Origin of the sequence: Variovorax dokdonensis, from assembly GCF_030316895.1 — a bacterium.
GTDB lineage: Bacteria > Pseudomonadota > Gammaproteobacteria > Burkholderiales > Burkholderiaceae_C > Variovorax > Variovorax dokdonensis.
In genome coordinates this window covers 1,843,082-1,868,682 of the sequence record NZ_JASZYV010000001.1, presented here as the reverse complement: position 1 = coordinate 1,868,682, position 25,601 = coordinate 1,843,082, and the positions used below count along the sequence as shown (strand labels likewise).

Below are 25,601 nucleotides of genomic sequence, written 5' to 3'. Positions count from 1 at the left end.
TTGGCTTGGCAAGTTCAAGATCGGAGGCGTGGGCTTCGGGCCCGTCACGGGGTCCTTGCTGGCGGGGGTTCTGATCGGCAACTTCTGGCACGTGCCCGTGTCCGACACCGCAAAATCCCTGCTGTTTCTCATGTTCATGTACGGCATCGGGTTCTCGGCGGGACCGGGCTTCGTCCGGGGCGTGCGCGACGGCGGCTGGCGGTGGGTGGCCCTCGCCGTATGGATGCCTGTCGCCGGCCTGATGACCACCTATGCCCTGGCCCGGCTGCTCCATCTCGACCTGGGCTATGCCGCCGGCTTGATGTCGGGCTCGCTCACGGAATCGCCGGTGATCGGCACGGCCAGCGAGGCCATCCGGTCGCTGGCCTTGTCCGAAGAAGAAAAGCATCGGCTGATCGCCCAGATTCCTGTGGCCGACGCGCTGACCTACGTCTTCGGCACCTTCGGCGTGATCTTCTTTTGCTCCTACGTCGGTCCGCTGCTGCTACGGATCGATGTGAAAGCCGAGGCCATGGCGCTGGAAAAGCAGATGGGCTTCGAACGCCAAAGCCCCGGCATCGCGTCGGCGTGGCGCATGTTCGAAATGCGCGCCTACGAGTTGCTCGAAGGTTCGCTCGTAATCGGCAAGACCATCGAGCAGGTGGAGAGCATGGTGGCGGACGAGCGCATCTTCGTCGAACGCGTGCGCAGAGGCAGCGAGATCATCGAAGCATCGCCCGGGCTCGTCCTGCAGCAGGGCGACGTGGTGGCGGCCATCGGCCACCATGCCTCGCTGATCCGCGCCGTCGGCGACCGCAATCGGGAAGTGTTCGATCGGCCCCTGCTCGACGTCCCGTCGGCCACCTTCGACGTCGTCCTGCGCAACCGCAAGGTGGCCGGCAAGCCCCTGCAGCAGGTGCGCGACGAGACGCCCGACGTGCGGGGCGTCTTCGTCAAGGGCATACGGCGCGGCACCGAGCAGATTCCGGTCATGCCCGGTACGAGGCTCATGGTCGGGGACGTGCTCACGCTTCACGGCCTGGAGCCCGCAGTGCGGCGGGTGTGGCCCAGCCTGGGCGAGTTGCTGCCGCTGGGCAGCACCACGAACTACATGGCGCTGGGCCTGGCGATCTTCGCGGGGGCGTTGCTCGGCGTGGTTGTGGCGTTTCCGGCCGGAGGGGTCAAGATCGCCCTCGGCAGCAGCGTGGCGACCTTGTTGGTGGGCCTTGCCATGGGTTGGCGCAACTCCACGCATCCCACGTTCGGCGCCCTGTCCGCCGATGCCGCCGAGCTGATGAAGTCCATCGGACTGGCCGCCTTCGTCGCCATGATCGGGCTGAAGGCCGGGCCGGTGTTCGTCCAGGCCCTGCAGGACATCGGGCTGACCGTTTTCCTGGCCGGCATCGTGGTGACGTCCGTTCCGCTGGTCACCGGCCTGCTGTTCGGTCGCCATGTGCTGGGCCTCAACCCCATCCTCCTGCTGGGGGCCTTGGCCGGCGCCCAGACCATGACTGCCGGGCTGGCTGCATTGCAGGAGCGCTCCGAAAGCCCGGTGGCCGTCATCGGCTATTCCAGCACCGTTGCATTCGGCCACGTGCTGCTCTCCATCGGCGGGACCGTGCTGGTCTGGATGCTTGCCTGAGCCCGCCCCCCTCCCCTGACTCGCCCTGCTGCAGGGCATTTCCCCGGCTTCGCCCCCTACCGTAAGGAGGGGCGCGAGCGCCCCTTACTTTCCCAGAATCGGTCTCACCCTGATCGAGTCCCGTGCAGTGCATGGGCGGTCGGGGGCAATCACCTGCCCCACCCTTTGCCAAGAACAAGAGGAGACCCGTGCTTCTTCCACAAACCGCGGCCCGCCTGCGCGCCGACTGCCCCTTTCTTGCCCTTTCCGTCACCGCCACGGCCGTCCTGTTGCTGGCCTGCGCACCGGCCGCCCATGGCTTCGAGATCGACACCGGCAATCCCGACTTCGCGGTGCGCTGGGACAACACGGTGCGCTACAACTACGGCAACCGGGTCGAAGGCCGGGACCCGAAGATCGGCAACTCGCCGATCTCGGACGAAGGCACGTACAGCTTCGGCAAGGGCCACACGGTCACCAACCGCCTCGACCTGCTGAGCGAGTTCGACGTGACGTGGCGCAAGCGCTTCGGTGCCCGCGTGAGCGGCGCCGCCTGGTACGACGCCGCCTATGGGGACACCAGCCACGGCAACCCCAACCCGCCGCTCAACGCGATCCCCAGCTACATCAACAACCGCTACAGCGACTACACCAGCCGCTACTACGGTGGCCCTTCCGGCGAACTGCTCGACGCCTTCGTCTTCGGCGGCGTGGACATCGGCAACGTGCCGGTCAATGCCAAGCTGGGCCGCCATTCGCTGTACTGGGGCGAATCGCTCTTCCTGGCCGGCAACATGCACAGCGTGGCCTATGCGCAGAACCCGCTGGACCTGCAGAAGGGATTCGCCACGCCGGGCGTGGAAGCCAAGGAACTGTTCCGGCCGCTGAACCAAGTTTCGGCACAGGCCCAACTGACCGACGACCTGTCGATCGCCGGGCAATACATGCTGGAGTGGGATTCCTACCGCTACCCCGAAGGCGGCACCTACCTGGGGCCGGTGGATTTCGCCTTCAACGGGCCTGACCGGCAGTACATCTCGCCCGCACTGGGATTCGCGATGCGCGGCGATCCATCCGAGCCCAAGCAGCATGGCGAAGGCGGCCTGGCCGCACGCTGGAGCCCCGAGTGGCTCGACGGCACCATGGGCTTCTACTGGCGCCGGTTCGCCGACAAACTGCCGCAAACCTTCCTTACCAACGTGGGCCGTGGCGTCAGCCGGTACAACCTGATCTACGCCGACGACATCGACGTCTACGGCGTCAGCCTGGCGAAGAACATCGCCGGCATCAGCTTCGGCAGCGAGCTGTCCTACCGCCACAACACGCCGCTCAACAGCACGGTGCTGGGCATCGCGCCGGGCCTGCCAGCGCAGGGCGACACCAAGGGCCCGCGCGGCGACACCTACCACGGCCTGGTCAACGCCGTGGGCGTGCTGCCCAAGACGCCGCTGTTCGACACGGCCACCTGGGCAGCCGAACTGACCTGGTCGCAATGGGCCAAGGTCAACAGCGGCGCCAATCTCTTCTATGCCGAAGGCTACGCCGCCTGCGCCGGCAAGGACAAGTGGGACGGCTGCACCACCAAGAACTACGTGGGCGCGGGCCTGGCCTTCACGCCCACCTGGTTCCAGGTGTTCCCGGGCGTGGACCTGTCCATGCCGCTGACCTATGCGATCGGCCTGTCCGGCAACGCCGCGACCATCTTCGGCGGCAACCAGCACAACGGCAACTACAGCATCGGACTGGGCGTCGACGTGCGCCAGAAGTACCGCTTCGACCTCAAGTACATCGACTACCTCGGCGACTACCGATCCAACGCGACGGCCGTCACCAGCCAGAACGGCTTCACCACGCTGCTCAAGGACCGCGGCTTCGTGAGCCTGACCTTCAAGACCACTTTCTAAGGAGACAGACATGCGAATCACCCTCACGCTCGCCGCAGCGCTCGTGGCCGCGCAAGCCGGCATGGCCCACGCGGCCATCACGCCGGACGAGGCCAAGGCGCTGGGCAGCACGCTCACGCCCGTCGGCGCCGAAAAGGCCGGCAACAAGGACGGCACCATTCCCGCCTACGCCGGCGGCCTGACCAAGGCGCCCGCCGACTTCAAGCCCGGCGACGGCATTCGCCCCAACCCCTACGCCGGCGAGAAGCCGCGGCTGGTGATCGACGCCAAGAACATGGCCGAGCATGCCGACAAGCTCACCGAGGGCACCAAGGCGCTGCTGCAGAAGTACCCGACGTTCCGCGTCGACGTCTATCCGACGCACCGCACCGTCGCCTTTCCCAAGTTCGTCGTCGACAACACGGCGGCCGCTGCCGTGCAGGCGAAGACGAACAACGACGGCCGCTCCATCGAGGGCGTGCATGCGGGCTTTCCGTTCCCCATCCCCAAGACAGGCTACGAGGCGATGTGGAACCACCTCGTGCGCTTCAATGGCCAGTCCTACGAGGCCAAGTACCGCAACATCAACGTCGATTCGAGCGGCCGCCCGACGTTGGCCACCGAAGGCGTGAGCGTCCAGGAGTTTCCGTTCTGGAACGTGGGCAAGCCCGAGGCCGACATCTACTGGCGCATCAAGCTCACCTACACCGGACCCGCCCGCCGCGCCGGCGAGGCGTTGATGCTCGTCGACCCGCTGGACGTGGGCAACAAGGAACGCCGCGCCTGGTCCTACCTGCCGGGCCAGCGCCGCGTCAAGGTCGCGCCCGATCTGGCCTACGACACGCCCAACCCAGGCACCGCCGGCGCCACCACCTTCGACGACACCTTCATCTTCAACGGCTCGATGGATCGCTTCGACTTCAAGCTGGTGGGCAAGAAGGAGATGCTCGTGCCCTACAACGCCTACGCGGCCGTCTACCAATCGAAGCAGGACGAACTGCTGCAGCCCAACCATCTGAACCCCGACCTCGTGCGCTGGGAGCTGCATCGCGTCTGGGTGGTTGAAGCCACCCTGCGCGAAGGCAAGCGCCACGTCTATGGCAAGCGCACCTTCTACCTGGACGAGGATTCGTGGGCGGCGCTGGCTTCGGACAACTTCGATGCGCGTGGCCAGCTCTATCGCGCCGGCTTCGCCTACATGGCACCCAGCTACGACCTGCCCGCGCCATACACCGACATGTTCGGGCACTACGACTTTGTATCGCGCGTCTATTCGCTCACCGGCTTCATTGCCGAGACTGGCGGCCTTCGCCACACCAAGCCGCTGAGCGACCGCGAGTGGACGGCCGATTCGCTCGCCGGCAGCGGCGTGCGCTGAGGGCAAGGCCATGGAACTGCGCAGCGCCCTGCGGCCCCTGCTGGTTGGGCTGGGCACCCTGGTCGTGGCAGGCGGCGCCGGCTGGGCGCTTGCCGCCGCCGACGACGCCGGCAGCACCACGGCCGTGCGGCAAGCACGCCCTGTGCGTGACGTGCTCGACACCCCGGCGGCCCCGAGCGTCCTGGCTTCGCGCACGCTGCACAACGGCCTGGCACGCGCTGGCGACCGCATCATCTCGGTCGGGCAGCGCGGACACATCGTGTACTCGGACGATGACGGCCAGCACTGGACCCAGGCCGAAGTGCCCGTCAGCAGCGACCTGGTGGCAGTGCACTTTCCAACGGCCGCCGATGGCTGGGCGGTGGGTCATGACGGCGTCGTGCTGCATACGAGCAATGGCGGCCAGTCATGGTCCGTCCAGCTCGATGGCAGGAGCATCGACCCGGGCAAGGCCGAGGATCCCTTCCTCGACGTGTGGTTCCGAGACGCGCGCCATGGCTATGTGGTCGGCGCCTTCGGCATGGCCTATCGCACCACCGACGGCGGCGCGCGCTGGACGCCCATCACGGCCAACCTGGACAACCCCAAGGGCCTGCACCTCTATGCCGTGCGCGGCATCGGGCAGGACGTGTACATCGCCGGCGAACAAGGCCTGTTGCTCAAGCAGCCTGCCGGCGAAGCCAGGTTCCAGTCCATCGAGCTGCCTTACAAGGGCACGCTGTTCGGCCTGACCGGCGCCGACCAGACCGTGATCGTCCATGGCCTGCGCGGCACCGTGCTGCGCAGCGGCGACAGCGGCCGGCAATGGCAGCAGGTGCCTACCGGGCTGCAAGTGGGCCTGACCGGCAGCACCCGCGGCGCCAAGGGCCAGTATTTCATCGTCAGCCAGGCCGGGCACCTTCTGGCCAGCCACGACGACGGCGCCACGTTCCAACCCTTGCCGATCAAAGGCATTCCCCCGGCGGCCGCCGTGGCCGCAGCCGCCCACGGCACGCTGGTCGTCGCCGGACCGCGCGGCGTCCTGCCATTGCAGTTGCCCTGAACCGGGCAGCCGGAGACCCTCTCATGCACTCCCCTTCCCCGCGCACGGGCGCGGCGGCACAGATCGCCTCGCTCTCCGAATTCGACACCCGCTCCGGCTCGCGCCTGGAGCGCATGGTGTTCAACCACCGCCTGGCGGTGATCGTCTGCTGCGCGCTTGCCACGATCGTGCTCGCCCTGACGGCCTGGACGCGACTGGGCCTGAACGCCAGCTTCGAGAAGATGCTGCCGCGCAGCCATCCCTACATTCAGAACTACCTCGCACATCGCGCGGACCTGCGGGGCCTGGGCGATTCGCTGCGCATCGTGGTGGAGAACAAGAAGGGCGACATCTATTCGCCGCAATACCTGGACGCGCTCCGGCGCCTGCAGGACGAACTGTTCCTCACGCCCGGCGTCGACCGCGCCTGGCTCAAGTCACTGTGGGCGCCGGGCGTGCGCTGGACCGAAGTCACCGAGGAAGGCTTTCGCGGCGGCCCTGTGATGCCGGACAACTACGACGGCTCGGCGCGCGCCACCGAACAGCTGCGTGCCAACATCGCCCGCGCCGGCGTGGCCGGCAGCCTGGTCGGCAACGACTTCAAGTCCAGCATGATCATCGTGCCCTTGCTCGACAAGGACGCACAGACGGGCCAGCGCATCGACTACCGCGCCCTCTCGCACGCGCTCGAAGACATGCGCGTGCGCTACGCAACCGACGCCCAGGGCCAACCTACCGGCATCGAGATCCACATCGTCGGCTTTGCCAAGTTGGTGGGCGATCTGATCGACGGGCTGCACCAGGTGGCGCTCTACTTCGCCATCGCCGCGCTGGTGGCGGCCCTCATCCTCTATGGCTACACGCGCTGCCTGCGCAGCACGGCTTTGGTGCTGGGCTGCTCGCTCGTGGCGGTGGTGTGGCAGCTGGGACTGGTGGCGGCTTTCGGCTTCGAGCTCGACCCGTATTCCATCCTGGTGCCATTCCTGGTCTTCGCCATCGGTGTGTCGCACGGTGCGCAGAAGATGAACGGCATCATGCAGGACATCGGCCGCGGCGCGCATCGGCTGGTGGCCGCGCGCTATACCTTCCGTCGGCTCTTCCTGGCCGGCCTTACCGCACTGGTGGCCGACGTGGTGGGCTTTGCGGTACTCATGGTCATCGACATTCCGGTCATCCGCGAACTGGCGCTGTCTGCCAGCCTGGGCGTGGGCGTGCTCATCTTCACCAACCTCATCCTGCTGCCGGTGCTGCTCTCGCGCGTGGGCGTGAGCTCCGCTGCCGCAAGACGCAGCCTGCGCGACGAGCAGGAGGACGGCGGCCCCGGCCAGGGCCGAGTGCTTGCGACGCTGGTGCGCTTTACCGAACGCCGCTGGGCGATCGGCACACTGGCCGCGACGGCCGGGCTGCTGGTGCTCGGCCTGGCGGCCAGCATGCATCTGAAGATCGGCGACCTGGACGCCGGCGCGCCGGAGCTGCGCCCGCAGTCGCGCTACAACCGCGACAACGCCTACATCGCGGCCAACTATTCGCTGTCCAGCGACACCTTCGCCGTCATCGTCAAGACCGACAAGGAAGGGTGCCTGCGCTACGACACGCTCGTCGAGGCGGACCGCCTCGCCTGGGCGCTGCAGCAGGTGCCCGGCGTGCAGACCACCGTGTCGCTGGCCAATGCGGTCCGCCAGATCACCGCCGGCAGCAACGAGGGCAGCCCCAAGTGGCTGACCATCGCGCGCAACCAGGACGTGCTGAACTACGGCGCCCAGCAGGCCAGCGTGAACAACCCGGAGCTGTTCAACACCGACTGCTCGGTGATGCCGGTCATCGCCTACCTGGCCGACCACCGCGCCGACACGCTGGAGCGCGTGGTGGCGGCCAGCGCCCAGTTCGCCGTTGCGCACAGCAATGACGAGCGCCGGTTCGCCCTGGCCGCCGGCAGCGCCGGCATCGAGGCGGCCACCAACATCGTCGTGCACAAGGCATGGAACCAGATGCTCGTGCTGGTCTATGCGGCCGTGATCGCCCTTTGCTTCATCACCTTCCGCAACTGGCGGGCGGTGGTCGTCGCCGTCGTGCCGCTGGTCGTGACCTCGGTGCTGTGCGAGGCGCTGATGGTGGCACTGGGCATTGGCGTGAAGGTGGCCACGCTGCCGGTGGTGGCCCTGGGCGTGGGCATCGGCGTGGACTACGCGCTCTACCTGTTGAGCGTGCAACTGGCCGAGCAGCGCGCCGGCGCGACGCTGGCCCAGGCCTACGGCCGCGCGCTGCGCTTTACGGGCAAGGTGGTCGCGCTGGTGGGCATCACGCTGGCGGCGGGCGTGCTGACCTGGGCCTTCTCGCCCATCAAGTTCCAGGCCGACATGGGCATTTTGCTGGGCTTCATGTTCCTCTGGAACATGGTGGGCGCGGTGGTGCTGATTCCGGCGCTCTCTCACTTCCTGCTTCAGCCCAAGGCACGCGCCCCGGCCGCGCAGCAGGATTCGATCGGGCATGCGGCCGCGCAGGCCTGAGCCGACGGTCGGCCTTGGACATCGTTTGTTGCACGATCATCAAACTTGTTGAGCGCTTTGACCTCAAGAACCCATAGAGTGCGGCCACCGCTTCTTTGGAGCTCACCATGGTTGATCGGAAGGTCGGTCTTAGGGCCATCGCCGCGATGGCGGTGACGGTCTTCACGGGCACGCTCGTCCAGGCGCAGGACAGCCTCCCATTTCCACCGCGCAAGTCCGGCAGCACGGCGGGCCCCACCATGCAGTCGTCGGTGTACAAGCCGCTGCCGCAGCCCCAGCGACTGCCGGGCGATGCGCCCAATGTGCTCATCATCATGCTCGACGACGTCGGCCCGGCGCTGCCCGACACGTATGGTGGCGACATCCACACGCCAACGCTGACGCGCATCTCCAAGAGCGGCATTTCGTACAACCGCTTCCACAACGCCGCCATGTGCTCGCCCACCCGCGCGGCGTTGCTCACGGGGCGCAATCACCACCGGGTGGGCTTCGGGCAGATTGCCGAACTGGCCAACGACTGGGACGGCTACTCGGGCCGCATTCCGCCCACCACCGCCAGCGCCGCCAAGGTGCTGGGCTACTACGGCTACAAGACAGCCGCCTTCGGCAAGTGGCACAACACGCCGGCCGAAGAGACCACGCAGCAGGGGCCGTTCGACCTCTGGCCGACCGGACGGCTGGTGGGCTTCGACTACTTCTACGGCTTTCTGGCCGGCGAATCGTCCCAGTGGGAGCCGGCCGTAGTCGAGAACACCGTGCGCCTGCCCGCACCGCACAGGAAGGACTACCACTTCACCGAGGACATGACCGAGAAGGCCCTGAAGTGGATGCGCCAGCACCAGGCGGTCAGCCCCAAGGAGCCCTTCTTCATCTACTGGGCGCCCGGTGCGTCGCACGGGCCGCATCACATCTTCAAGGAGTGGGCCGACAAGTACAAGGGCAAGTTCGACGAAGGCTGGGACGTCATGCGCGAGCGCATCTTCGCCAGGCAGAAGGCACTGGGCTGGGTGCCGCAGGAAACTCAGCTCACGACGCGCCCCCAGAGCCTGGCCGCATGGAAGGACATTCCCGAAGACGAAAGGCCATTCCAGCGCCGGTTGATGGAAGTCTTTGCCGGCATGACCGAACACGCCGACACGCATGCCGGCCGCCTGATCGACGAACTCGAGAGCCTGGGCATCCGCGAGAACACGCTCGTGATCTACATCTGGGGCGACAACGGCTCTTCGGCCGAAGGCCAGAACGGCACCATCAGCGAACTGCTGGCGCAAAACGGCATCCCCACCCAGATCAAGGACCACATCCGTGCCCTCGACGAACTGGGCGGCCTGGATGTGCTGGGCACCAACAAGGTCGACAACATGTACCACGCGGGCTGGGCCTGGGCGGGCAGCACGCCGTTCCAGGGAACCAAGCTCACCGCTTCGTACCTGGGCGGCACGCGCACGCCCATGGCGGTGTCGTGGCCCAAGACCATCAAGCCCGATGCGGCCATTCGCACACAGTTCCACCACGTGAACGACATCGTTCCGACCATCTACGACGTGGTGGGCATCCAGCCGCCCAAGCTGGTCGACGGCGTGACGCAGGAGCCACTGGACGGCGTGAGCCTGCGCTACACCTTCGCCGACGCGAAGGCGGTCGAACGCAAGAAGACGCAGTACTTCGAGGTGATGGGCAGCCGGGCCATCTACCAGGACGGCTGGATGGCATCGGTCTTCGGCCCGCGCACGCCCTGGGAGCCGGGCCTGCCGCCGAGCATCATGAGCTGGTCGCCCGAGAAGGACACGTGGGAGCTTTATGACCTGTCGAGCGACTACGCGCAGGGCAAGGACCTCGCTACAGCGAACCCGCAGAAGGTGACCGATCTCAAGAAGGTCTTCGACGAACAGGCCCTGGCGAACAAGGTCGATCCGGTGGGCGGCGGCTTGTGGTCGATCCTGCATCCGCAGTACGCACCGACGAATCCGGCCACGGAGTTCGCCTACAACCAGGACGTGGTGGGCATACCGGAATTCGCCGGCCCCAAGGTGGGTGCGCGCAGCAGCCTCGTGACGATGGAGGTCGACCTCAAGTCCGATTCGAGCGGCGTGCTGTATGCCTTGGGCGCCATCTCCGGCGGTCTGGCGCTGTGGGTGGACAAGGGCAAGCTCAGCTATGAATACAACCTGTTCGAGATCCAGCGCACGCGCATCGAATCGCAAGGCCCGCTGCCCGAAGGCAAGGTGAAGATCGAGGTGGAGTCGCGCATGGCCGAGGCCAAGCGGGCTTCGGCGATGGACGTGTCCATCCGCGTCAACGGGCAGGAAGTGGCCAAGGGCCGCGTGCCCGTCACCGCATCGCTGGCCTTTACCGCCAACGATGCGTTCGACGTGGGCATCGACAGTTACTCGCCGGTGTCGCTGGCCTACTTCGATCGGGCGCCGTTCAAGTTCAACGGACGGATCGGACAGGTGAACATCCGATACCTGTAGCTCGCCCGCCGAGGCGGCACGCGGCGCTTCCTCGCCACGGTGCGCACCGTGGCTCCGAATCCATGAATCCTACTTTGGTCGGATTCACAGCGCCCCCGGCGCCACGCAAGCTTGGCATCCGTGCCTCCTTGCAGCGGCGCCCATGAATCACGCACCACCACACTCCCCACCGAAGGCGTCGGACGCGCCTTCCGTGCGCGTGGACGCGGTGGCAGGCCTCACCGCAGCAGCTGTCGTGCTGCCCAAGGCCATGGCCTACGCAACCGTGGCAGGGTTGCCCGTCTCGGTGGGCCTCTATACGGCCCTGGTTCCGATGCTGGTCTATGCCCTCATGGGCTCGTCACGCGTGCTCAGCGTCAGTTCGACAACCACGCTGGCCATCCTTGCCGGCACTCAGCTTGCTCAGGTGGCGCCCGATGGCGATCCGGCTCGGCTCGTCAGCGCGACCGCCACGCTCGCGGCGCTGGTGGGTGTGGTGCTTCTGGCCGCACGCCTGTTGCGCCTGGGCTTTGTCGCGAACTTCATTTCCACGCCGGTACTGACCGGCTTCAAGGCCGGCATCGGGCTGGTGATCGTCATCGACCAGATTCCGAAGCTGCTGGGCATTCACATCGACAAGCAGGGCTTCTTCCTCGATGTCGCCAGCATCGTGCAACACCTGCCCCAGACTTCGTGGCTGACGCTGGCACTGGCCGCCGCCACCTTCGTGGTGCTGATCGGCATGGAGCGGCTCTGGCCGCATTCGCCTGCCCCGCTGGTCGCGGTGGGCGGCGCCATCGCAGCGTCCTGGTACTTCGGTCTGCAGGGCATGGGTGTGTCGACCGTCGGGCTGATTCCGCAAGGCATTCCCAGGCCGACATGGCCGGATCTCAGCCTGGTCGCCGAACTGGCACCCGGCGCCGTCGGCATTGCATTGATGAGCTTCACCGAGACGATCGCAGCCGGGCGTGCTTTCGCGCTGGCGTCCGACCCGCCGATCGACGCCAACCGCGAGCTGGTCGCCACCGGCTGTGCGAACCTGGGCGGCGCGTTGCTGGGCGCCATGCCGGCGGGCGGCGGAACTTCGCAGACCGCGGTGGTCCGCTCGGCCGGCGGCCGGTCGCAGAAGGCGTCGCTCTTCACCGCAGGCGCGGCGATGGCCACCATGCTGGTGCTGGCGCCGCTGCTCGGCCAGCTGCCCAACGCCACGCTGGCGGCCGTGGTGATCGTCTATTCGGTGGGCTTGATCGATCCCGCGGAGTTTCGTGCCATCCGCGGCGTGCGCTCGATGGAGTTCCGATGGGCACTGGTGGCCTGCGTGGGCGTGCTGGTGTTCGGGACGCTCAAGGGGATCGTGGTGGCCATCATCGTGTCGATGATCGGGCTGGCCAGCCAGACGGCAGACCCTCGCGTGTCGGTGGTCGCGCGCAAGCGCGGCACCGATGTGCTGCGCCCTCTATCTCCCGACCATCCCGACGACGAGCTGTTCGACGGCCTGCTGATCGTGCGGCCCGAAGGCCGTCTGTTCTTCATGAACGTGCAGGCCGTTCGCCAGCGGCTTCAGGCCCTGGTCGCCGAGCACCGGCCAAAGGTGCTCGCGCTCGACCTCAGCCGGGTGCCTGACATCGAGTATTCCGCCTTGCAGGCATTGATCGAAGGCGAGAAGAAGATGACCGAGTCCGGCATCGTGGTCTGGCTCGTCGGCATGAACCCGAGCGTGCTCGAGGTGGCGCGCCATGCGGGCATCGACCAGCGCCTTGGCCCCGAGCGCATGCTGTTCAACGCCCGCGAAGCCATCGCGCAGTATCAGCGGCTGTATCTCACTCCGGCTTGAAGCCGACCGACTGCAGCACCTGACCGACCCGCTGAGAGTCGGCGGCCAGCGAAGCCGACAACGCCTGCGGGCTGCGCTCTTCACCCAGCTCCAGGCCGCTGTCGAGCAGCCGCTCGCGCAAGCCCGGCTGGGCCAGCGCCTTGCGCACCGCATCGCGCTGCGCGGCCTTGATGGGTGCAGGCACGTCGGGCTTGGTCCACAGGCCCATCCACGACTGCGCAGTGAGCGTCGGGTAGCCCAGTTCGGCAAAGGTCGGCACGTCTGGCAACAGCGGCGAGCGCTGCGGCGTGCTCACGGCAAAGGCCTTGATCTTTCCGGACTTGATGAGCGGCAGCGATGTCGGCATGCCGTCGAACATCAGCGGCACGTGGCCGCCCATCACGTCCGTCAGCGCCGGGGTCGACCCCTTGTAGCCCACGTGCGTCATGTCCAGGCCGGCGGCCTTGTTCAATTGCAGGCCCAGCACATGGGACATGGTGCCCGCGCTGTACGAGGCATAGCTCACCGCGCCGGGTTGCCGCTTGACCCATTCCAACAACTGCGCGAAGGTCTTCGCCGGCACCGTGGGCGCGCCCACCATCACCAAGCCGCCATGTCCCAGCTCGGCCACGGGCTCGATCTCCTTGAACATGTCGTTCTTGAGCTTCATGACGTGCGGGATCTCGCTCACCAGCGAATTCACGCCCACCAGCAAGGTGTAGCCATCATGCGGCGACTGGCTCAGGTCGCTGACCGCAAGCACCCCACCCGCCCCCGGCTTGGGGTCGACCACCACCGGCTGGCCGCTCTGCTTGGCCAACGCGTCGGCAAACAGGCGTGCCACGATGTCGGCCGTGCCGCCGGCCGGGCCGGCGACGATCACGCGCACTGTCTTTTGGGGCCACTTGGGCGCCGTCTGCGCATGGGCCGCGCCGAACATCGCCGGCCCCAGGCAGCCGAGACCGGCCAGGCCCGCCAGTTGAAGAATGCGTCGTCTCTGTTGACTTGCTTGCATGTCGTTCTCTCTTTTTTCAGGATGCCCAATGCAGCAACGCAAGGGCCAGTATGGCGAGAAATGCGGTTTCGCCAACCATGAGCAGCACCGGCTTCAGCCCCACGCTCGCCAGGTCGCGAAGCTGCGTCTTCATGCCGATGGCGGCAATGGCCGCGACCAGGCACCAGCGCGAGACATCGCCGCCCGCCTCGGCCAGCGCGTGTGGCACCCAGCCAGTGCTGTTGACAGCCACGAGCAGCGCAAATGCCACGGCAAACCAAGGCAACAGCGGCGGGCGCGCCTGCCCTGCCTGCTGGCCGGCGGCGCGCGAACACAGCACCGCGAACACGATCACCGGCAGCAACATGCCGACGCGCATCAGCTTCACGAAGGTGGCGACGTCGCCGGTTTCCTTCGACATGCCGTAGCCGGCCCCCACCACCTGGGCCACGTCGTGGATGGTGGCGCCCAGGAAGATGCCTGCCGCATGTTCGCCCAGGCCCAAGGCTCGCGCGATCATCGGGTAGACGATCATGGCCAGCGTGGACAAGGCCGACACGCCCACGACAGTGAACAGCGTGGCGCGCTCCTTCTGCGGATGCGCCGGCAATGCGGCTGCCAGGGCCATCGCGGCCGACGCGCCGCAGATCGCCGTGGCGCCTCCGCTCAGCAGCCCGAACAAGGTCTGGAAGCCCATGATCCGCGCCACCAGCATCGACACGCCGATGGTCAGGATCACCGACACCACCACCAGCGCGACCGGGTGCCAACCCAGTTCCGCGATCTGGCCCGCAGTGATGCGCAAGCCCAGCAGCGCCACGCCCCAGCGCAGCACCTGCCGGGCGGTGAACTCGATGCCTGACTTGCACGGTCCGTCTTGCGAGAGGAAGTTCATCGCCAACCCAAGGATCAGCGCGAACAGCATCACCGGCGCGCCGTAGTGCTGGGACAGGAAGGTAGAGGCCGCCGCCACGACGGCGCAGGCCAGCACGCCCGGGAACAGGCTGCGGCCCAGTGCAGGCCAGGCCGAGATCGACAGCGTTGCCATGGCGCCCTCAGACCTCGGCCAGCAGATGGTCGCCGTAGGCTTCGCGCAGCAGGTTCTTCTGCACCTTGCCCGTTGCGCCAAGGGGAATGCGATCGACGAACACCACGTCGTCCGGCGTCCACCAGCGCGCGATGCGCCCTTCGTAGAAGCCGATCAGCTCTTCGCGCGTCAGCGACTGGCCCGGCTTTCTCACCACCACCAGCAGCGGCCGTTCGTCCCACTTGGGGTGGCGCGCCGCGATGCACGCGGCCAGCTCCACGGCGGGATGCGCCATGGCGATGTTCTCCAGGTCGATCGAGCCGATCCATTCGCCACCCGACTTGATCACATCCTTGCTTCGATCGGTGATCTGCATGAAGCCGTCGGCATCGATGGTCGAGACGTCGCCGGTGGGGAACCAGCCATCGACCAGCGGTCCCGCACCCTCGCCCTTGAAGTAGCCCGAGATGACCCATGGGCCGCGCACCATCAGCTCGCCCGCGGTCTTGCCATCGTGCGGCAACTCGGCGCCATCGGGTCCGACGATCTTCATGTCCACGCCGAAGACCGAACGGCCCTGCTTGGACTGGATGGCCATGCGTGCTTCATCGTCCAGCGCGAGGTGCTGCGGCTTGAGCGTGCACACCGTGCCCACCGGGCTGAGCTCGGTCATCCCCCAGGCATGCAGCACCTGCACGTCGTAGCGCTGCTGGAAGGCGCGCATCATCGCCGGCGGGCAGGCCGAGCCGCCGATGATGGTCCGGCGCATCGTGCGAAAGCCCAGGCCATTGCCTTCCACATGTGCCAGCAGCCCTTGCCACACGGTGGGCACGCCGGCCGACAGCGTGACGCATTCGGACTCGAACAGCTCGTACAGCGACTTGCCGTCCAGCCAAGGCCCGGGAAAAACCAGCTTGGCGCCCACCATGCAGGCGACGTACGGCAAGCCCCAGGCGTTGACGTGGAACATCGGCACCACCGGCAGGATGACGTCTTTGGCCGAGCAGTCGAGTGCATCCGGCAACGCCGCGGCGTAGGTGTGCAGCAGCGTGGAGCGGTGACTGTAGAGCGCGCCCTTCGGATTGCCGGTGGTGCCGGAGGTGTAGCACAGCGACGATGCAGCGCGTTCGTCGAACACCGGCCACTGGAACTGCGACGAATGCGCATCGATCAGGTCTTCGTAGCACAACAGGCCCGGCACCTTGCTTGCCTTGGGCATGTGCTCGCGGTCCGTCATCACGACGAAGGCGCGGATGGTCTTCACGCGCGCGGCCACGGCCTCGATCAGCGGCAGGAAGCTCAGATCGAAGAACAGCACCTGATCTTCCGCATGGTCCGCGATCCAGGTCACCTGGTCGGGATGCAGGCGCGGGTTGAGCGTGTGCAGCACGGCGCCGGAGCCCGACACCGCGTAGTAGAGCTCCATGTGGCGGTAGCCGTTCCAGGCCAGCGTGGCGACGCGGTCGCCCTGCCCGATGCCTTGCGCGGCCAGCGCATTGGCAAGCCGGCGCGAGCGCTCGGCCAGTTCACGGAAGGTGTAGCGGTGGATGTCGCCCTCCACGCGCCGCGAGACGATCAACTGGTCGCCGTGATGGCGCTCCGCATGGGTGAGCAGGGAGGAGATCAGCAGCGGCTGATCCATCATCAATCCGTTCATGAAAGTGTTCCGTAGGTCGTTGAGGTGCGGGTCATGCAGGCATGCCCTGCGCTTCGCCGGTGCCGGCGGCGTGCTCGCCGATGGCATCGGTTTGGCTGGCCAGCTGGAGGTCGGCCTCGTAGTTGCGGCTGGCGGCCATGAAGCCGGCGGCTGCCAGCAAGCCGAACACGGGCATCACCGTCAGGGCGTGTTCCAGGCTCCAGGCGTCGGACAGAAGCCCGGCGATGAAGGGCCCGGCAGCCAGCCCCAGCAGGTTCTGGAACAGCGACATCACCGATGCGCCGGTGGCCCGGATGCCGGGGTGCACCACATCGATGACCGCCGCCGCCACCACGCCCACGCTGCAGGTCATGAGAAAGCCCCCCACGGCGAAAAGCGCGAACTGCATCGGCTTGGTGAGCACCACGCCAAGGTGCTGCGCGCCGAAGGCCATCGCCAGCACCGCCGACGAGGCCACGCACACGAATGCGGTCAGGTGCAGCTTGGCGCGCGGACGCGTCCGGCCGGCCCGATCGGCCAGAGCCCCCCACGCGACGCTGCCCAAGGCGCCGCACAGCACCACCAGCGATGCGCGCACTGCCGCCTGGTCGGGCGCCAGGCCATGCAGGCGGTTGAGGTAGCTCGGCAGCCAGGCCCAGACGGCCGACACCAGGATCAGTTGCGCCGGAGCGGCCAGGCACAGCCACAACAGCGTGCGACAGCGCATCAGCCGCCGCACGATGGCGCCAGCGGCCCCGCGGGTGCTTGACGTGGCGCGCTCGAGTCGGGGGTTGAGCGCCACCGTGCGGTAGTCGCGCACCTTCCAGTACAAGAGCGCCAACACCAGCCCCGGAACTCCGACGATGCCAAAGGCGGCCTGCCAGCCCCAGCGCGCCGCGATCAGCCCGCCCAGCATGACGCCCAGCACCGAGCCGACCGAAGCACAGGCAAAGAAGGCGGCCATCAGCGCCCCGCGCATGCGCGCGGGAAAGTGGCTGGCGATCAGCGCCGCGCCCACCGAGCCGTAGCCTGCCTCACCCAGGCCGACCAGCGCGCGCGCCGCCAGCAGTTGGCTGTAGTTGCGCGTGAACATGCAGGAGATGCTGGCCAGACTCCACACGGTCGCCATCACCACGATGCTCTTGACGCGGCTGAACCGGTCGGCAACGAGCGCCACCGGAATCGCGCCCAGCGCCACCGTCACCGAGACCGCCGAGACGAGCGCGCCGAGCTGCTTGTCGGACAGTCCCCAGTCCTGCTTGAGGTGCGGGAAAAGGGAAACGATCACCTGCCGGTCGATGTAGTCGACCATCATCAGTGCGATGGTCATGGCGAAGGCGAACCAGGCCTGGCGCGGGCCGGCGAGGTAGCCGTCCGCCTGGGGCCTGGCGCCCTGTGCGTGCAAGTCCATGATGGCCTCCGCTCAGGGCACCAGCACCGTCGCGCCGGTGGTGGCGCGCGATTCGAGCGCGCGATGCGCCTCGCCCGCATCGGCCAGCGCAAAGCTCTGCTTCGGTTCGCTCACGATGCGGCCGGCCTCGACGTGGCCGAACAGCTCATCGGCCATGGCGAGCATGTGCGAGCGCGGCGTGATGTAGTGCACCATCGCCGGCCGCGTGACCCAGATCGAGCCCTTCACGGCCAGGGTCATGGTGTCGATGACCACGGGGCCCGAGCTGGTGCCGTTGCTCACCAGCACGCCGCGCGGTTGCAGACTGTCGAGCGAGGCTTCCAGCGTGTCCTTGCCCACCGAGTCGTAGACGACCGGCACGCCCTTGCCGTCGGTGATCTCGCGCACCCGCTGGGCGATGTTCTCGCGCGAGGTCACGATGGTGTGGGTGCAGCCGTTGGCCTTGGCGATGGCGGCCTTTTCGTCGGTGCTGACGGTGCCGATCATCGTCACGCCCAGCGCGCGCGCCCATTGGCAGGCGATGAGGCCCACGCCCCCGGCCGCCGCGTGATAGAGGATGGTTTCGCCGCCCTTGAGCGGATAGACCTGACGGAACAGGTACTGCGCCGTCATGCCCTTCATCATCAGCGTGGCGGCCGTGCGGTCCGAAACACCGTCGGGCAGTGGAATGAGCACCTCGGCCGGCATCACCCGCACCTGCGCATATGCGCCCTGGGGGCCGATCAGGTAGCCCACGCGATCGCCCACGCGGATGTCCTTCACGCCGGGGCCCACGGCCTCCACCACGCCCACCGCATCGGAGCCGATGCCATTGGGCAGCGGCAGTGGATAGCGCCCGGTGCGAAAGTAGATGTCGATGAAGTTGACGGCGATGTAGGTGTGGCGCACACGCGCCTGGCCCGGGCCGGGCTCGCCGACCTCGATGCTTTCCAGCCGCAGCACTTCGGGTCCGCCGGTCTCATGAATGCGAATGGCCTTGGCCATGATGTGTCTCCTTGTCTTGGTTGGCGGGCGCGGCGCGCCGCGCCTCAGCCGGCTGCCAGCTCGGCGATGAACGATTCCGCCCGGGGCCATGGGCCGAAACCGGAAGCGGGGTTGAGGTGGCCGACCGCGCCCAGGTCGACGAGTCGGCTGCCCCACGCCTCGGCCAACGCGACCACGCGCTCGTAGCGGGCCAGCGGGTCGTCACGGCTGGCGGCCACGATGCTGGCGAACGGCAGTCGGCTGCGCGGCACCGGCAGCCAGCCGTTTGCCTCCAGACGCGCCATGGTGGGATAGCCCGCGGGCATCAGCTGCTCGAAATCCGGCGGCGCGGCCAACAGTGCGCCGAACACGGCCAGGCGGGTCCGGCGCGCCCAGTGCGCGACCATCAGACAGCCCGCGCTGTGCGCCACGATGATCGGCGGCTGGCCGATGCGGGCCGCCTCGCGTTCGATGGCTTCGAGCCGTGCCGCGCAGTCCAGGTCCGAGCGGCCCATCGGGCGAACGGATCGCACGGCGCGCCCCGCATCGCGCAGCCGGGCCTCCAGCAATGTCTGCCAGTGCGCCGTGACGTGGTCGCGCAGTCCGGGGACGATCAGGATGGGCGGCATGGCGCGCAGGACTTCGGACTCAGGCCACGCGGCGCAGGTGCCCCTGCTGGCGGCCCTTCGGGTTGGGGGCGAAGCCGTTGGCGGCCAGCGTCTCTTCCACCGTGTCGTAGAACACGCCGATCTTCAGGATCTCGCGCGCCTCGCGGCCGTTGGCCACCTCGCGGCCGAACTCCTTGGCCAGGCGCACCAGCTGCTCGATCTGCGCCACGGTGCCCATCTTCGCGGTGCGCGCCTGGTTCCAGAGGTTGTCCTCGATACCGCAGCGCACGTGCAGGCCCATGGCCATGCCGATCATGTTGATGGGCAGCACGTTGCGCATGCTGCTTTCCACGGTGAGCATGGCGCCGTCGGGAATGGCGCGCAGGAAGTTCGCCAGGTTGTAGATATTGGGCGCGTCCATGCCACCGCTGATCGCCACCCAGTTCATCACCAGCGGACCCTTGTAGACGCCGCGGCGGATGAGTCGCTCCACCGTCTCGTAGCTGTTGATGTTGTAGAACTGGAATGCGCTCTGGATGCCGGCCGCGGACAGTCGCCGGACATGCTCCTCGATGAAGCCGGGGCCAGACGGAACGATCATCTCGCGGTAGGCCGCGTTGACTTGCGGATCGGCCAGCGAGGTGCCGGCGATGTCCTCGGCCTCCATGTGCTCCAGCACGTTCATCTGCGTGGTGTTGACCGTCACCGTCACCTGGTCGGGCTTGGGGTCCAGTTCGGCCAGCATGTGGCGGGTGTCGTCCTTGAGCCACTTGGCGGCGGCACCGTCGCTTTCGGGTGCGAACGAGATCGAGCCGCCGACCTGGATCACCATGTCGGGCACGGCCTTGCGCACGCCTGCGATCAGCTCGTTGAACATCGACAGTCGCTTGGAGCCTTTGCCGTCGAGTTCGCGCACGTGCAGGTGCAGCACGCTGGCACCGGCGTTGTAGCAGTCCACGGCCTTCTGGATCTGCGCTTCCATCGTGACGGGGATGTCCTCCGGAAAATCGGAAGGCACCCACTCGGGTCCGTAGGGCGCGGCGGTGATGACCAGCTTGTCCTGGTTTTCGGGAATGAGGGAACCATCGAGGAAGTTCATGTCGGGCCTTTCGTTGTGCTCGGAGATCGGGAATTTCAGAAGGTGGCTTCGCCGCGGATGCCGGCGCGTTCCATCTTTCGATGGCAAGGCGGGTAGTCCATGACGGCGTAGTGCTGGGTGCTGCGGTTGTCCCAGAAGGCCACGCTGTTCTTCTGCCAGCGAAAGCGCACCTGGTATTCCGGGATCGCGGCCTGGCTGATCAGGTAGTGCAGCAACTGGCTGGCGCCGGGCGCGTAGTCCTGCCCGTAGCGCACGTTGGCCGCCGTGTGGAAGTTGGTGAAGTGCGTGGCGAAGGCGTTGACGAAGAGCACCTTCTCGCCCGTCTCCGGATGGGTGCGCACCACCGGGTGCTCCGCGTCGGGAAACTGGGCCTTCAGCGCCAGGCGCTTGTCGGTCGGCATGGCCGCGCCAAAGCTGGCTTCGATGCTGTGGCGCGCGCGCAGCCCGTCGATCTTGTGCTTCACGTCTTCCGGCAGACGCTCGTAGGCCAAGGCCATGTTCACCCAGATCGTGTCGCCCCCGACCGGCGGCGCTTCGACGCACCGCAGCACGCAGCCGAACGGCGGCTGTTCGCGCCAGGTGGCGTCGCAATGGAATGCGTTCTCGTAGCGGTCGTTGGGCGTATCGGGCGACTTGTAGATGCGCACCAGGCCGGGATGTTCGGGGTCGCTGCCGGCCACGGGGTGGTCTTCCAGTTCGCCGAAATGGCGTGCAAACGCGACATGCTCGGCACGGCTGATGTCCTGGTCGCGGAAGAACAGCACCTTGTGCCGGAGCAGCAGCGAGCGCATTTCGGCCATGGTGTCGGCGTCCTGGGCCGCGGCACCCAGGTTCACCTGGCTCAGTTCGGCCCCGATGCTGCAGGTCAGCGGTTCGATCCGGATGGATGTCTGACGTGCCGCCGCCGACACGATGGCCGGTGCATCCGGCGCCGGCTTGGATTCGATGGTGATGTTGCTCAAGGCCTGTCTCCATGGAAGGACACTGGTCGGCCCTTCTCGTGTTGCTGTGTTGCGGTTGCAAGGCCGCGCCAAGGCGGCTTCACAGCTTTGGAGAATAGGAAGAGGGAGGTCTCGCAGCCCCCTCCTTGCGGGAGGGGGTGCGGACTAGTCCGAACTCTGGATCAGCCCCAGGATGCGCGCACGCACCACCACCTCCTTGCGCGTGCCGGCGTCCAGCTTGGCCAGGAGGTTCTTTACATGCCACTTGACGGTGGTTTCGCTCACCTGCAGGGCGCGGCCGATCTCCTTGTTGGAGAGGTTGCGGGCCAGCAATTCCAGCACCTCGCGCTCCTTGGGCGTGAGCACCATGCCGCGGCCGACCAGCAGACGAGGCGGCTCCTTCGGCGCTGCGGGCGCGGGTGGCGGGGCGGCGTGGACCGAACTCGTGGCCTCGCCGTCCGCCTGCCGGGCCCACTGGCCCAGGTCGGGATGCGCATCGTCGAAAACGCGCACGAGCCCGTAGCTGGCGGCGAGGTCCATGGCTTCCTTCAACAGCGGCAGGCTGCGTTCGCCGCAGCGGTCGAGCGCAAAGGCGCGCAGACCGAGGATCTCCAGATGCAGGCGGCCTTGGCGAATCGCCTGCGCCAGCTCGGCGGCCTGGTTCAAGGGCAACAGTGCGCCGCGCCAGTCCTGCGCTGCGATGGCGGCGTGGCCCTGGGCCAGCCGGTGCAGGAGGTCGACGCTGCGCCGCCACATCGGGCCCCGCGGCAGCGCCGGGTCTTCGAGCATGGCTTCGATGCGCACGCACAGTTCGGCGCAAGTCTGGGCCCTGTAGCGCCGCGCGTGGATGCGCACCTGCTCGACCAGGCTGGCGATCCGCAGCCGGGGCAGGTTGCGTGCGGAGCCGATGGCGTCGAGCGCGCCCAGCAACTCCATGGCGCGATGTTCGGCGCCCTCGGCCGCCGCCATGCGCGCCAGCGTGCGGTAGGCCAGCAGGAGCGCTTCGGGCAGGCCGCTGCGCTCCAGCACGTCGAGCCGGCCCGCGAGCAGCGCCGCGGCATCGGACGCCCGCCCACGCTCCCAGAGCGCCGAAGCAAGCAGCGCGGCCAGCATGCAGGTAAAGCTGTTGCGTCGCCCCAGTTCGCCTTCGGCGCTCGCCACGGCCGGCTGCAGCAGGTTCTCGACCAGCCTCACCTGCCCTTCCCAGACGTAAGTCAGGCCGATGATGAGTTCCCCCCATCGCCCGACGAAGTCCTGGCGGCGGCCCGACTCCGGGGCCGGCGATTGCTGCTGGCGCAGGCGCGCGAGCGCCGGATCGCCTTCGAGCAAGGTGCGGTAGGCCGTGCGGTTGGCATGGACCTGCAGCAGCATGGGGTCGAGCAGCGGCGGGTTGTCGGCCCAGGGCTGATGCAGCTCGACGAAGCGGTCCGGATCGTCGGCGAAGACGGCGGCGCCGCTCAGGATGAGCGCGCACTCGCAGCGCAGCGCATCGCTCACGTCAGGCTGCGCGAGGATGCGCGCCACCATGCGGCCCGCATCTTCATGGCGCTCGCTGGTGGCCAGCGTCCAGGCGGCGGCCAGCAGCAGGCGCGGCCGGCGGTCGAGCTCCTTGGCCGGGAGCTGGCTCAGCCATTCGAGCACGACGCCCTGGCGACCATGCGTCACGATGGATTCGTACAGGCTGCGCTCGGCCAGTTCGTAGGCCAGCTCGTTCTGGCCGGCCGCCAAAGCGTGGCGGGCGGCGTCTTCGAGCAGGCCACGCGCGCCGAGCCAGCGAGCGGCGCGCGCATGGACCTGCGACTGTTCCTGCTCGGGCAAAGCCGAAAAGCTTTGCCGAAGCACGTCGCGCGCGAGCGTGTGCATCCGCACCCAGTCGCCCTGCTCGGAGGCGACGAAAACGGGTGTGTCGCGCGCGAGCCGGTGCAGCCGCTCTGCCGCATCTTCCATCTCGGTGGCGGCACGGCACAGGTCGGGATGAAGGTTGTCGAGGATGGCAATGCGCGCCAGGTAGTCACGGTCGGCCGCGTTAAGGTTCGACAGCAGCAGCGCCAGCACGCGGTCGCGCACCGAGCCGCCCATGGCGGCGAGGCTCGCCACCTGCGCACGCGCGTCGGTGCCCTGCCCGACCAGCGTCATCGCCAGCTGCAGGCCCAGCGGCCAGCCCTCGGTCAACTCGTGCAGCCGAGCCGCGGCGTCGCTGTCGATGCGCGAGCCCAGGCGGCCTTGAACCAGCTCCAGCGTTTCTTCCAGGCGCAGGCGCAGCAGCGCCGGGCCGACCACCACGCACTGGCCGTAGGCCATGAGGTCGTCGATGTCGAGGTTGCAGTCGGGACGCGCGGCAATCACCACGCGCAGGTTCGGCGGCGCGTTGCGCAGCAGGTAGGCCAGTGCGTCTCGCGAAGCCTGCGGAAGGCGCTCGGCTTCGTCGACGATGAGCACCACCTCCAGCGCCGTCTGGACCACCTCGGCCAACCAGATGGTGATGCTCTCCAGCCCGCCGGGGCCGGCGGCGTCGAGCAGCACGTGGCCGAAAGTGGCCCGTCCGGAGCCCTGCCGCACCGCGAGGGCCAGCACCTGGGCCAGGCGCTGCGGCGTGTCGGTGTTCTGGGCCGACACCCATGCCACCACGGTGCCGCGCGCTAGATGCTCGAGCCGCCATTGCGCCAGCAACGAGGTCTTGCCGAAACCGGCGGGCGCCTGCACCAGAATGGCCGGCACGCCCTGGAAGGCAGCATCCGACGCCAGCAGGCGCGCGCGCGCTACCAGATGCCGCGGCACCCGCGGCGGTGACACGCGAAGCAGCAGGTCGTCGCTGACGGTGTCGCTGATCGGCGCTGGACTTTTCACGTTCAAAAGCTGACCCCCACCGCCATCACCACCACCTGATCCTGCGACGCCGGCTGGAACCAGTAGGCACCGAGCGTCAGGCGCTCCCAGCTCACCTGCGCGAAAGGCCCTGCCAGCAGGTCGCGCTCTCCGCCGTAGGCGCGGGTGCGCTGCGTGGCCACGCCGAGCCGAAGCCACGACGCTGCTTTGAAGCCGAGTTCGCTCCATGCATACAGATAGCGGCTGTCTCGATCTTCGAATCGCACGTATTCGATCTCGGTGTAGAAGTCGACACGGCCGTAGGCGACGCTGCCCTTGAGCCCCGGCACCACGGCCGAGATGGCTCCCCATGCGCCGCCGATGAGCGGCGTGAGCTCCCACTGGAAGCCGTCGCCTTGACCGCCCGAAAAATTCCAGCCGACGAAGGCCGAGCGGGCACCCACGGCTTCGTAGTTGTAGCGCGCCTCGAAGTGGAGCGGCCCGCGATCGGCGGTGGCAACGGCGGAGGTGTAGCTGTCGCCGCCCCGCACGATGGTGGGATAGGCCGTCAGAGAGAATTCCCATGGCGACCTGACCTCGCCGCCCGATTCCGGCTGACCCTCGGCAGCCATCGCACGGCCTGCCAACGCGAGGGCCGCCATTCCCAGCAAGGCGCGGCAAGCGGCACCGGCCATCATCCGCCGAGCAGGTGGATGGCGATCACCAGCAGCGTGCCGAGCAGTGCCATCTTGATCCCGGCACGCCATCCCCCATAGCCCGCATACCTGCCCAAGGTGAAGCCGCAGAAGAAAAGCATGGCCAGGGAGATCCCGCGCGACACGGACTTGGCCGCGGCAACGTCTGACATCACCGCAAACGGAATCACCACCGGGAAAGTGGCGATCACCACAAGGAGGAACACCGCCACGGCCGCCAGCAGATCGTCGCGACCCAGCTTGGGCCGCGCAGGCACGTCGGGCAGCTCGACGATGCGCTGGCGCATCGCTTCCATCTCGGTACGCGATACCAGGCCGGCGAACTGCGCTTGAAGCGAGGCCTCGATCAGCGCCTGGCCTGCTTCTGCGTCCGCACCCGCGGCACGCACCGAACGAACCAAGCTGAGCGACTTGCCCCGGGCGGTGGCCACACGCACGAGGTACATGACGGCATCGACCAGCCCCCAGGCCAGATTGCATCCCAAGGCGGCCAGGAACATCGCCCGGAGTTCGACGCGCCCGGCTTCGGCAACGGAGACGGCGCCGGTAAAGCTCAGCGCCATCAACAGGCCGAAGATCAATTCCGACACCCGATCCACCGGGTCGAGCACCCGATTGCGTGTCGAAGCCTCACCAATGGCGTCTTGGGGCACTGGCGCTCTCCTCCTAACCAATGTGGGCGGCAATCATGGCACATCTGGCAAGCGACGGATCAGCAGAAACACCCGTCCCCTTTCGATGCATCA

General features: G+C 67.6%; 18 protein-coding genes. 7 read left to right on the top strand and 11 right to left on the bottom strand.

The features are described 5' to 3' along the window. The 7 genes from QTH91_RS08610 to QTH91_RS08580 form a co-directional block, all read left to right on the top strand. Window positions 1–1,621 (top strand): aspartate-alanine antiporter-like transporter (locus QTH91_RS08610; RefSeq protein ID WP_286659568.1); only part of this gene is annotated, 1,621 nt, incomplete at its 5' end. Between the two features lie 188 nt (window positions 1,622–1,809). Next, window positions 1,810–3,504: a DUF1302 domain-containing protein gene (locus tag QTH91_RS08605; RefSeq protein WP_286659567.1), complete on the top strand. Its 1,695-nt coding sequence runs from the start codon at window positions 1,810–1,812 to the stop codon at window positions 3,502–3,504. Between the two features lie 10 nt (window positions 3,505–3,514). Beyond that, window positions 3,515–4,861 (top strand): DUF1329 domain-containing protein, encoded by a 1,347-nt coding sequence (locus QTH91_RS08600; RefSeq protein WP_286659566.1) that lies wholly within the window; start codon window positions 3,515–3,517, stop codon window positions 4,859–4,861. A 10-nt stretch (window positions 4,862–4,871) separates the two neighbouring features. Continuing rightward, window positions 4,872–5,903, top strand: a complete 1,032-nt coding sequence (locus tag QTH91_RS08595; protein WP_286659565.1) for a YCF48-related protein — start codon at window positions 4,872–4,874, stop codon at window positions 5,901–5,903. Between the two features lie 23 nt (window positions 5,904–5,926). Continuing rightward, window positions 5,927–8,389 carry an efflux RND transporter permease subunit gene (locus QTH91_RS08590; RefSeq protein WP_286659564.1) on the top strand — a complete coding sequence of 821 codons (2,463 nt, stop codon included), beginning with the start codon at window positions 5,927–5,929 and terminating at the stop codon, window positions 8,387–8,389. Between the two features lie 107 nt (window positions 8,390–8,496). Beyond that, window positions 8,497–10,863, top strand: a complete 2,367-nt coding sequence (locus QTH91_RS08585) for an arylsulfatase (protein ID WP_286659563.1) — start codon at window positions 8,497–8,499, stop codon at window positions 10,861–10,863. Between the two features lie 142 nt (window positions 10,864–11,005). Beyond that, window positions 11,006–12,676, top strand: a complete 1,671-nt coding sequence (locus tag QTH91_RS08580) for a SulP family inorganic anion transporter (RefSeq protein ID WP_286659562.1) — start codon at window positions 11,006–11,008, stop codon at window positions 12,674–12,676. Here the strand turns inward: QTH91_RS08580 and QTH91_RS08575 are convergent. From QTH91_RS08575 to QTH91_RS08525, 11 genes are all read right to left on the bottom strand, one after another. Next, window positions 12,663–13,670 (bottom strand): Bug family tripartite tricarboxylate transporter substrate binding protein, encoded by a 1,008-nt coding sequence (locus QTH91_RS08575; RefSeq protein WP_286659561.1) that lies wholly within the window; start codon window positions 13,668–13,670, stop codon window positions 12,663–12,665. The two genes, QTH91_RS08580 and QTH91_RS08575, sit on opposite strands and share 14 nt — an antisense overlap. Before the next feature lie 16 nt (window positions 13,671–13,686). Further along, the gene (locus tag QTH91_RS08570; protein WP_286659560.1) at window positions 13,687–14,697 is read right to left on the bottom strand and encodes a YeiH family protein; all 1,011 of its coding nucleotides are present in this window, start codon (window positions 14,695–14,697) and stop codon (window positions 13,687–13,689) included. Window positions 14,698–14,704: 7 nt separating this feature from the next. After that, complete coding sequence (locus QTH91_RS08565; RefSeq protein ID WP_286659559.1) at window positions 14,705–16,333, bottom strand: 3-(methylthio)propionyl-CoA ligase; 1,629 nt, start codon at window positions 16,331–16,333, stop codon at window positions 14,705–14,707. A gap of 31 nt (window positions 16,334–16,364) precedes the next feature. Continuing rightward, window positions 16,365–17,723: an MFS transporter gene (locus tag QTH91_RS08560; RefSeq protein ID WP_286659558.1), complete on the bottom strand. Its 1,359-nt coding sequence runs from the start codon at window positions 17,721–17,723 to the stop codon at window positions 16,365–16,367. A 12-nt stretch (window positions 17,724–17,735) separates the two neighbouring features. Beyond that, on the bottom strand, window positions 17,736–18,707 hold the full coding sequence (locus QTH91_RS08555) for a quinone oxidoreductase family protein (RefSeq protein ID WP_286659557.1): 972 nt from the start codon (window positions 18,705–18,707) through the stop codon (window positions 17,736–17,738). Window positions 18,708–18,751: 44 nt separating this feature from the next. Continuing rightward, window positions 18,752–19,315 carry an RBBP9/YdeN family alpha/beta hydrolase gene (locus tag QTH91_RS08550; RefSeq protein ID WP_286659556.1) on the bottom strand — a complete coding sequence of 188 codons (564 nt, stop codon included), beginning with the start codon at window positions 19,313–19,315 and terminating at the stop codon, window positions 18,752–18,754. Window positions 19,316–19,334: 19 nt separating this feature from the next. Then, on the bottom strand, window positions 19,335–20,393 hold the full coding sequence (locus QTH91_RS08545) for a beta-keto acid cleavage family enzyme (RefSeq protein WP_286659555.1): 1,059 nt from the start codon (window positions 20,391–20,393) through the stop codon (window positions 19,335–19,337). 35 nt (window positions 20,394–20,428) lie between these two features. Continuing rightward, window positions 20,429–21,277, bottom strand: coding sequence for a TauD/TfdA dioxygenase family protein (locus QTH91_RS08540; protein ID WP_286659667.1), 849 nt, complete (start codon window positions 21,275–21,277; stop codon window positions 20,429–20,431). Window positions 21,278–21,499: 222 nt separating this feature from the next. Continuing rightward, on the bottom strand, window positions 21,500–24,181 hold the full coding sequence (locus tag QTH91_RS08535; protein ID WP_286659554.1) for a LuxR C-terminal-related transcriptional regulator: 2,682 nt from the start codon (window positions 24,179–24,181) through the stop codon (window positions 21,500–21,502). A 2-nt stretch (window positions 24,182–24,183) separates the two neighbouring features. After that, window positions 24,184–24,837 (bottom strand): hypothetical protein, encoded by a 654-nt coding sequence (locus QTH91_RS08530; RefSeq protein ID WP_286659553.1) that lies wholly within the window; start codon window positions 24,835–24,837, stop codon window positions 24,184–24,186. After that, window positions 24,834–25,508 (bottom strand): VIT1/CCC1 transporter family protein, encoded by a 675-nt coding sequence (locus QTH91_RS08525; protein WP_286659552.1) that lies wholly within the window; start codon window positions 25,506–25,508, stop codon window positions 24,834–24,836. The genes QTH91_RS08530 and QTH91_RS08525 overlap by 4 nt, the downstream gene beginning before the upstream one ends. Window positions 25,509–25,601 lie beyond the last annotated feature (93 nt).